The sequence below is a fragment of the Pseudarthrobacter sp. DSP2-3-2b1 genome (assembly GCF_049895945.1).
GTDB lineage: Bacteria > Actinomycetota > Actinomycetes > Actinomycetales > Micrococcaceae > Arthrobacter.
In genome coordinates this window covers 1-7894 of record NZ_JAFCTI010000024.1, presented here as the reverse complement: position 1 = coordinate 7894, position 7894 = coordinate 1, and the positions used below count along the sequence as shown (strand labels likewise).

The window sequence follows — 7894 nt, the reverse complement described above, 5'->3', positions numbered from 1 at the left end:
CGGGTGGTGCAGCCCGGGGGCGGCCCCCGCCACCCGCCCCCCCGGCCGGGCGGGCAGGAGGCAGGGCGCAGCGGGGCCGCAAAGTAGAATGGACCGGTGATGCAATCCCCCCTTCCCGTGCGCGACGGCGTCAATGCCACCCGTCTGCGCCTCCCGGACGAGGGCCCGTGGACCACAGCCATGGACTACATGATGCACCGGTGGGGCCACATCGATCCCCAGGGCATCGAGGACAGGTTCGACGCCGGCGAGATCGTCGGCGAAGGGGGCATCCGCCTGGACCGGGCAACCAGGCTCGAGGACCACACCTTCATCTGGTACTACCGCACCCTGCCGCCGGAGAGCCGGATTCCCGTGGAACTGGACATCCTGCACCAGGACGCGCATCTCCTGGTGGTGGACAAGCCGCACTTCCTGCCCACTACCCCCGGCGGCACGTACATCCAGGAGTCGGCACTGGTGCGGCTGCGGAACCAGCTGAATCTCCCCGATCTGATCCCCATGCACCGTCTGGACCGGATGACCGCCGGCGTCCTCCTGCTGTCCACGAATCCCGAAACCCGCGGTAAGTATCAGGTGCTGTTCGAGAAGCGCCAGGTGCAGAAGGAATACGAGTGCGTCTCGGCCGCGGAGCCCGCGCCTGGATTTCCCGCCGTCGATTTTCCCGTGGTGGTGCGGAACCGGATGACCAAGTCCCGGAGCTACCTGCTGGCCGAAGTCATCGAGGGCGAGCCGAACGCGGAGACCCGGATCGAACGGCTGGAAACGTTCGACGGCGGTAATCACCAAGATGCTACAGGCACCCCCGCCGCTTCACTCGAGGGCACAAACCCGGCCCGCCTCGCCCGTTACCGGTTGGAGCCGCACTCCGGGAAGACGCACCAGCTCAGGGTGCACATGGCCTCGCTCGGGCTGGGTATTGTGAACGACGCGTTCTACCCGGACCTGCTGGACAAGGCCCCGGACGACTACTCCAAACCCCTGCAGCTCCTGGCCCGGGGTATCCGCTTCGTGGATCCCATCAGCAACCAGCCCGTGGAATACCGCAGCCGGCGGGAGCTCAGCGAGGCTGCCCAGCCAGAGAAGTCCCAAACTGGGGATTCTGAAACAGAGCCCACTCAAACCGAGTCCACCCAAGCGCAGGTTATTCAAACGCGGCCCTGAAGGCTTCCTCCATATCCGGGCTGAACAGCACAAACTCCACCAACTCCAGCGCGCTGGACGGATGCGAAGCGCCAAAGCCCGTGACGGCGTCGTACGCTGCCTCCGCAACCTGGCGCCCGTTCCAGCCGTACACTCCCCCACCTATCGCCGGGAACGCGAGCGACCCTGCCACCAGTGAATCCGCCAGCCGCAGGCTTTCGCTGAAGCAGGACACCAGCAGCGCCGGGTTGGTCTGCCCCGCACGCCGGTTTGGCCCGACGGTGTGGATCACCCAGCGCGCCGGGAGCCGGAATCCCGGGGTGGCGACGGCGGCTCCGGGTGCCAGCCCATGCGGCAAGTCAGTGTCGCGTAATGTCTGGCAGGCGGCCAGGAGCTCGGGCCCGGCGGCCCGGTGGATGGCCCCGTCCACTCCCCCTCCGCCGAGCAGGGCGGAGTTGGCCGCATTCACGATCGCGTCCACGGCGCGGGTGGTGATGTCGCCCTGGAGGATGATGATGCGCATGCGGCCAGTTTCCCACTTACGGCGAACCTCTCAAAGGCCCCGCATCACTGCCGCCGCGGCCCGCAGCCACGCCTCGCGCGTGGCGGGCTGAAGTGCCTGATAGTTGAGCGGCCCGCCGGAGACCAGCGACCTGTCGAAGGGAACATCAAGGACTTCCCGCGTGAGAGTCGCGAAATGGTCCCGCGCCCGGTCATGCAACTGCAGGTCGGTCTGCAGGGACGGCGCGGCGAGCAGGGTCACAGCGTTGCGGACCTTCGCCTGATAACCGCGCTCACGCAGGCCGTCCATCAGCCAGGCGGCACTGGCCACCGTGTCTTCCCGGACCGTGGATACGATGACAAGCTCGTCCGCCGCCGCCACCGCAGCTTCCCAGTTGGAGGACCGCATGTTGTTGCCGGTGTCCACCATGATGATCCGGTAGAAGCGCCGCAATGCCGTGTGCAGCCGGTCGAATTCGCGGCTGCCGATGGTGGCCGCCCCCGCGGCGTCTTCGTCCGAGGCGAGCACGTCAAACTGCGTGGAGCCCTGGTAGCGCACATACCGGTCCAGATCCGCGATCTGCCCGAGGACCGGGTCCGCGAAGCGGTCCACTTCCTGCAACAGGTCAACCGCCGTCTTCGTGTGCCCGGCCAGCGGCGCCCGCCACCCCATGGTGCCGCGCGTTTCATTGTTGTCCCACGCGAGCGTATAGCCGCCGCGCTGAATGCCAAGTGTTGCGGCCAGGAGGAGGGTGGCTGTGGTCTTGTGGGCACCGCCCTTGGGGTTGACCACCACAACAGTCTTGGGCCCGTCCAAACGCCGTTGGACGTCCGCAGCTGCGTCCAGGTGGGCCCGTTCCCGCCGGCCGGGGCCGAGCCTGAGCGAATTGCCGCTGAGCCGCCGGACGCTTCCCTGCCAGCCGGCTTCAGCAAGGGGCGCGGCCTGCGCGGGCCTGTCGGCGAGGAAATCCTGCAGGTTGGGGCCGTCGTCGGGCGCGACGGCGGGAGGAACCGCAGTGCCGACGGCGGAAGGAACCGGAGTGCCGACGGCGGAAGGAACGGGAGTGCCGACGGCGGGAGGAGCGGGAGTGCCGACGGCGGGAGGAACCGCAGTGCCGACGGCGGAAAGTGCAGCGGGAGCGGAAGCCGGTGTTACCGCTGGAGCGGCTGTGCGGGGGGCGGCCAGTGGGACGGCCGGAAGGAGTTCGGGGCGGACTGCAGCGGCCATGGCTGACTCAACTTTCTCTAGCGGTTTTCCTGGCTGGACCGGCTGCATCACCGCGGCACCGGGCTTCGCAACCTCGCTGGGCCTGCGATTCGCAACCTCGCTGCGCGCGCGCTTCGCGAGGCGCACCATCAGCCCGAGAAAGACTGACAGCAACCGGTACAGCAGAATGGCCAGGCCGATTATCGGCAGGGACAACATAAAAATGGACAGGATGGAGAGCGCGACGCCGGCCGGTTCACTGGCAGCCATCGCCTCGCTGGCGAGCACCGCGTGTTGCCCGATGGCATTGGCGGTCTGCCCGATGATCAGGGGCAGGTTCCACAACATCCAGCCGAGGGACAGGAACAAAAGCGGCACAACGGTGACAACCCAGACCGTCACGATGCGGCGGGCAAAAGGCCGGAGCCCGGCAACCCGCGGATCCTCTGCCCGGCCGGGAACAAGGCTGAGCAGAACCGGGCGGATGCGGTTAAAGAGGTCCGGCACACCGGCGATGTCAGCCAGCAGGAAGTAGCCGTCAAAGCGCAGCGTGGGCACCAACTGCTGAACCATCTGGAAGTGCATCAACCCGGCCGCCAGCAGGAAAAATCCCTGCCCGGTCAGCAGGTAGGCCACTCCCAGGGCGATCAGGCAGAGGCAATTGAAGTACAGCCCGCCCAGATCCGTGCGGATCCTGCCCGCCCGGCCCAGCCGGTAGGAGTCAGTGACGTTGGTAAAGAAGGCGGGAAAGACCAGATAAACCCCGACGCCGATCACCCCCGGCCTTGCCCCGCCGTAACGGCACGCGGTGGCATGGCCGAGTTCGTGGATCACGGCTGCCGCCGTCAGGAGCGCAAAAATACCAAGAAGCAGTGCCGGCGTGAGAAGAATTTGATCCAATGCGGCCCAGAAATCACCCTGGGCAAATACCAGGACGTCGACGACGGCGAGCCCCACCAGGACAGTTGCCACCACCGGACCCCAGTACAGGGGTGCCAGAACCCGGGCCAGCGCGTTGACCGCAACCTCCGGCAAAAGCGTTCCCCGCAGCCGTAGGGCCAGTAACGGGTTCGCCCTAGGCGACGGCCCTGCCGCAGCGGGGTCAGCATCGGCGTCCCGCACCAGCCCCATCGGCGCCAGCCTGGTATCGATAAGGTGCAGGAGCCCGCTTACACCGAGCTCACGGCCATAGGTATCGCTGACCTCACGGGCGAGCTCTTCCGCGGATTTCTCAGGCGAAATCTCGGCCATCACCAGATGGAGAAGTTCAGAGAGTTGGACAATCTGTCCGTCGCCCCGCTGCAGCAGAAAACTCCGGTTTTTGAGGCCAGAACCTTCTACAGGACCCAGGAAGACGATCCCGGGCGAAGCGGACCAGTGCCGGGCAAAAGCGGCTTCGGGTGCTGTTGTCACGTTCTCCACCCCCAGGTTGAGCCACAACGAGTTGAGCCACAGAGAGTGGTGGGCACACTCCGATGCCGAAGCATGCCCACCGGGATTTCTTTCGGTCCTGGGTGCTACTGCTGGAGAACCAGCAGGTCCTGCCAGGCGCCCGAGGTCGCGACGGAACCGATCGTTGCCGCATTGACGGCCATCGAAAGGTTCACGGCAATAACGGGAGCGACGTTGATGTTGAAGAACAGCGTTTCCCTCATTGGAAGCAGTTCGACAACCTCGGCGTCGAGATCCACCGGTAACAGCGCGGTTGATGCCGACATAGCATCTCACCTCTCTTCCCCGGGCATCCCCAGGGTGCAGATATCGGACGATAGACAGATTTAACCCTGCGAAACGATGACGCTCTGCAGGGCAACGCTGTGCGCATCCGAGAAGAACGAGCCAGCGTTCAGCGCGAGCGAGGAATTGGTCGCGTAAACACTGGCGATATTCGTGTCAAACCACAGCGTTTCCCGCGACGGCAACAGCTCCACTTCCTGGCTCTCCAGTTCGTGAACGGAAAGTTCCTTCATCATGTCAATCACCCCCCTTCGACGTCTCGCCATCAGTCAACGCGGGGCCCCGTGGCGGCTTCGTTATCGGGGCGTTATTTTGGCGTTGTTTGTGCGGCTGGGCGCGCTACCGCCTCGAGTTGGGCACGGAATGAAGTGCGCCTAGGATGGTCATACAGAGCTGTAATGTTTGTGACAAACGGAAATTACACACGGAAAGCAGGCGCCCGCTTATGGCGGACATTGAAGGCACGATGGTAATTCGCGCATGGGCCGAACCGGCCCAGGACCTCCGCCTGCGGGCACGCCTGATCTCAAGCCGGCCGGGCCAGGATCAGGAAGTCGTGGAAACTGCGGGAGATGCGGACGAGATTCTTCTGGCCGTGCAACGCTGGCTTGATTTACTGAAAGCGTCGGAGAACCCGGCCAGCGTGTAACCCGCCCGCCCAATTCAGCCAGGTTGCTTTCACCGGGGTCTTTTAAATGAGAACCAACCACCACTTCGATTGCGCATCATTCGGACTCTATTCCGAGTATATAAACTGCCTTGAATCCCTGTTAATAAATTGACTTGACATGATGCGCCATAGTGCCACGATGGATATCTGGGGTATCGCGTGTTGTCCGGTCGCTTGAGGGGGATAGGCATGACGGTGGCTCTCGCACAGGATTGGCATTTAAGCCTGCTGGGGGCCTGGCGGTTGCGCCGCGGCAGCAATACCGTGACTGTGGCCAGCCGGGAGCAGCGGCTGATCGCATGCGTGGGACTCCTGGGTTGCCGCCACCGGAGTTTCCTGGCGGGCCTTCTCTGGCCCAAAAGCAGCGAAACCCAGGCAGCCGGGAACCTGCGCACCACCGTCTGGTGCATCTCCCACACCTTCCCGCACCTCATCCGCACGGGGGCGGACACGTTGGAGCTTCACGAATCTGTGAGGGTGGACGTCACGGCGCTGCAGCGGCACGTCGCCACCCTGCTGTCCCAGCCGGAAGCCCGGATGCCTGACAGTTACCTCGAGGACCTGAGCCGTGCAGACCTGCTGCCTGGCTGGTACGACGACTGGGTGATCTTCGAACAGGAGCGGCTACGCCAATTGCGCCTCACCGCCCTCGAGCACCTTGCACGGCAGCACCTGAACGCCGGTGAACCGGGAAGGGCTGTCATTGCCGCCCTGTCAGCGGCCAGCATCGAACCGCTCAGGGAATCGACGCATCTGCTGCTGGTCCAGGCTCATTTGGCCGCCGGCAACAGAGCCGCCGCTGTGCGCGCGTACACGATGTTCGCCGGCCGGCTTGAGGACGAGCTCGGCGTGCAGCCCTCGAACCAGCTCACCGATCTGGTGTCAGCCTTTCATCCGCACTGAAGGAGGAAACAGTGAACACCCTGATCGAGATCCCGGGCGACAGGACGGCCGCCAAATTCGCCTACACCGCAGCGGGTGTTGGGATGGCTGGGGTGGCAACGCTCGGTGCCATGTACGCCATCGAAGTGCCCAAGAAGGGGCCGTACGTCTTTGGCACCATCAATGACGTCACGGGAGGCATCTTTTTCCTGACAAGCATTCCCGTCATCGTTCAGGTTCACCACCGCCTTCGCCGCACCCCCGGGTCCGATGCGGCCATCTGGCTGGTGACCGTCGCCAGCGTGGCAGGCTCCGCCAGTTCGTTCCTCCTGGTTTCCAAGAAGCTTGGTTTTCCTGTCTCCACCGGAATCAGCATGGGGGCGATGGTTGTCCAGGCAGGCTGGTTCCTGCTGGCCCACCGCTCTTTGCTGAAGTCAGGTGACTTTCCCCGCGACCTCGCAAGGCTGGGACAGGCGATCGGCGGCGCCGTGGTTGCTGCCTTGCCGGTCGCCGCACTTGCGGCAAGCAAAAAGGCACCGGCGTGGATCCGCTGGGGCGTTGGCGGCGCCGGCATCGCAGTAGGGGCGGCGGCCTGGGTTGCCTGGCCATACTGGTACTTGCTGGCTGCCCGGCATCTCAACCACCATCGCTGACCTGGCGCCGTCCTGTGCCATAGCCAAAAGGAAAAGTACGGTACTTTGTGGCCATGGACTTTGGCAATGCCGACAGCTGGGGCGCGGCGATCTACTTTTGGATCATCCCCATAGTCCTGGGCGATGCCATCTTCCCGCCCATCCCGTCCGAAATGGTGGTGATCACCGGCGGAGCCCTCTCCGCTGACGGCAAGGCCAACGTCTTCCTGGTAGCAGGGCTGTCAGCAGTGGCTTCCTGGCTCGGCGACATCGTGGTGTTCCAGCTCTTCAGGCGCAGGCTCAGCCACGTTCTGGACCGCTGGCGCTGGGGCCACCGGATTCATGTGGGAATGCATGAGGCGATCGCCAAGGCTGGCCGGTCCTCCACGTACGGCACCATCATCGGCGCCCGCTTCATTCCCGGCGGACGGCTGGCAACCTCAGCAGCCGCGGGCATCGCCGACGTCTCACCGCGGGGTTTCAGCCTGTGCGCAGGCCTGGGTGCGGTCCTGTGGGCGAGCTGGCTGGTGGGCCTGGGCTACTTCACGGGATCGGCCACCAAACTTCCGTTCTGGGCCAGTTCACTGATCGGCGTGGCGCTGGGACTGGTGATTGGCGCCGTCGTCGGAATAATTGTCACGCGCCGGCGGGGCACGCGGTCGCCGGTGGTGGAGCCCGCCCCGGAGGACTGAACCGCCGGTTACACCGGTGCCCAGCGGCCGCGGTTCCGGCGGAGCACCATCAGTGAGCCGGTCAGCGCAACGCGTTCGACGGCGTCGCGCATGATTGCTGCCGATTCGCGAGCCTGCTGGTTCTCCCCGCTGTACTCGGTGGGCTCCACGAGGAACCGCAGGTTCAGTTGCGGAACGCCGCCGGCAAGCTCCAGCTGGTTGGATTCCACGTGGTGGCGGGTCTCCAGCGCCTCAACGGCTGCGGCCATCACCGCTTCAGGCGGATTGCCAGGCTTCAGTCCGGTGATTTTCAGGCGGGTCTGGAACGAAGGCATGCCCTCAACCTTATCCCGGCAGATTTCCGCCCAAGATTCGCAACGCTCGAAAGTTGTCAAGCTGTGTGGAGTCACTGGGCTAGTTTTTGGGGTGGTGCGGTTTCGGGCAGGTTGAT

The 7894-nt window shown here is 64.7% G+C and carries 10 protein-coding genes; 5 read left to right on the top strand and 5 right to left on the bottom strand.

All coding sequences use genetic code 11. The features are described 5' to 3' along the window. Nucleotides 1-99: 99 nt before the first annotated feature. Nucleotides 100-1164, top strand: coding sequence for an RluA family pseudouridine synthase (locus tag ACP7AX_RS18940; RefSeq protein ID WP_426228735.1), 1065 nt, complete (start codon nt 100-102; stop codon nt 1162-1164). On the opposite strand, the gene ACP7AX_RS18935 is transcribed toward ACP7AX_RS18940, so the two are convergent. The 4 genes from ACP7AX_RS18935 to ACP7AX_RS18920 form a co-directional block, all read right to left on the bottom strand. After that, nucleotides 1145-1666, bottom strand: a complete 522-nt coding sequence (locus ACP7AX_RS18935; RefSeq protein ID WP_426228708.1) for an O-acetyl-ADP-ribose deacetylase — start codon at nt 1664-1666, stop codon at nt 1145-1147. The two genes, ACP7AX_RS18940 and ACP7AX_RS18935, sit on opposite strands and share 20 nt — an antisense overlap. A 30-nt stretch (nt 1667-1696) precedes the next feature. Further along, nucleotides 1697-4264, bottom strand: coding sequence for a hypothetical protein (locus tag ACP7AX_RS18930; RefSeq protein ID WP_426228706.1), 2568 nt, complete (start codon nt 4262-4264; stop codon nt 1697-1699). Nucleotides 4265-4368: 104 nt separating this feature from the next. Then, nucleotides 4369-4569 carry a hypothetical protein gene (locus ACP7AX_RS18925; RefSeq protein ID WP_131684535.1) on the bottom strand — a complete coding sequence of 67 codons (201 nt, stop codon included), beginning with the start codon at nt 4567-4569 and terminating at the stop codon, nt 4369-4371. A 60-nt stretch (nt 4570-4629) separates the two neighbouring features. Further along, nucleotides 4630-4824: a hypothetical protein gene (locus ACP7AX_RS18920; protein WP_426228704.1), complete on the bottom strand. Its 195-nt coding sequence runs from the start codon at nt 4822-4824 to the stop codon at nt 4630-4632. Nucleotides 4825-5033: 209 nt separating this feature from the next. Here ACP7AX_RS18920 and ACP7AX_RS18915 point away from each other — a divergent pair, with 209 nt between their 5' ends. The 4 genes from ACP7AX_RS18915 (at nt 5034) to ACP7AX_RS18900 (ending at nt 7464) form a co-directional block, all read left to right on the top strand. After that, the gene (locus tag ACP7AX_RS18915) at nt 5034-5237 is read left to right on the top strand and encodes a hypothetical protein (protein ID WP_131684536.1); all 204 of its coding nucleotides are present in this window, start codon (nt 5034-5036) and stop codon (nt 5235-5237) included. 210 nt (nt 5238-5447) lie between these two features. Continuing rightward, nucleotides 5448-6161, top strand: coding sequence for a BTAD domain-containing putative transcriptional regulator (locus tag ACP7AX_RS18910; RefSeq protein WP_131684537.1), 714 nt, complete (start codon nt 5448-5450; stop codon nt 6159-6161). Nucleotides 6162-6172: 11 nt separating this feature from the next. Then, nucleotides 6173-6793, top strand: coding sequence for a hypothetical protein (locus ACP7AX_RS18905; protein WP_426228701.1), 621 nt, complete (start codon nt 6173-6175; stop codon nt 6791-6793). A gap of 53 nt (nt 6794-6846) precedes the next feature. After that, nucleotides 6847-7464 (top strand): VTT domain-containing protein, encoded by a 618-nt coding sequence (locus tag ACP7AX_RS18900; protein ID WP_131684538.1) that lies wholly within the window; start codon nt 6847-6849, stop codon nt 7462-7464. An 8-nt stretch (nt 7465-7472) separates the two neighbouring features. On the opposite strand, the gene ACP7AX_RS18895 is transcribed toward ACP7AX_RS18900, so the two are convergent. Beyond that, nucleotides 7473-7778 carry a hypothetical protein gene (locus tag ACP7AX_RS18895; protein ID WP_426228699.1) on the bottom strand — a complete coding sequence of 102 codons (306 nt, stop codon included), beginning with the start codon at nt 7776-7778 and terminating at the stop codon, nt 7473-7475. Between the last annotated feature and the right edge of the window lie 116 nt (nt 7779-7894).

Coding starts and splice junctions, on each gene's coding strand:
- ACP7AX_RS18940 (WP_426228735.1), top strand. CDS start 100: ATGCAATCCCCCCTTCCCGTGCGCGACGGCGTCAATGCCACCCGTCTG.
- ACP7AX_RS18935 (WP_426228708.1), bottom strand. CDS start 1,666: ATGCGCATCATCATCCTCCAGGGCGACATCACCACCCGCGCCGTGGAC.
- ACP7AX_RS18925 (WP_131684535.1), bottom strand. CDS start 4,569: ATGTCGGCATCAACCGCGCTGTTACCGGTGGATCTCGACGCCGAGGTT.
- ACP7AX_RS18920 (WP_426228704.1), bottom strand. CDS start 4,824: ATGATGAAGGAACTTTCCGTTCACGAACTGGAGAGCCAGGAAGTGGAG.
- ACP7AX_RS18915 (WP_131684536.1), top strand. CDS start 5,034: ATGGCGGACATTGAAGGCACGATGGTAATTCGCGCATGGGCCGAACCG.
- ACP7AX_RS18910 (WP_131684537.1), top strand. CDS start 5,448: ATGACGGTGGCTCTCGCACAGGATTGGCATTTAAGCCTGCTGGGGGCC.
- ACP7AX_RS18900 (WP_131684538.1), top strand. CDS start 6,847: ATGGACTTTGGCAATGCCGACAGCTGGGGCGCGGCGATCTACTTTTGG.
- ACP7AX_RS18895 (WP_426228699.1), bottom strand. CDS start 7,778: ATGCCTTCGTTCCAGACCCGCCTGAAAATCACCGGACTGAAGCCTGGC.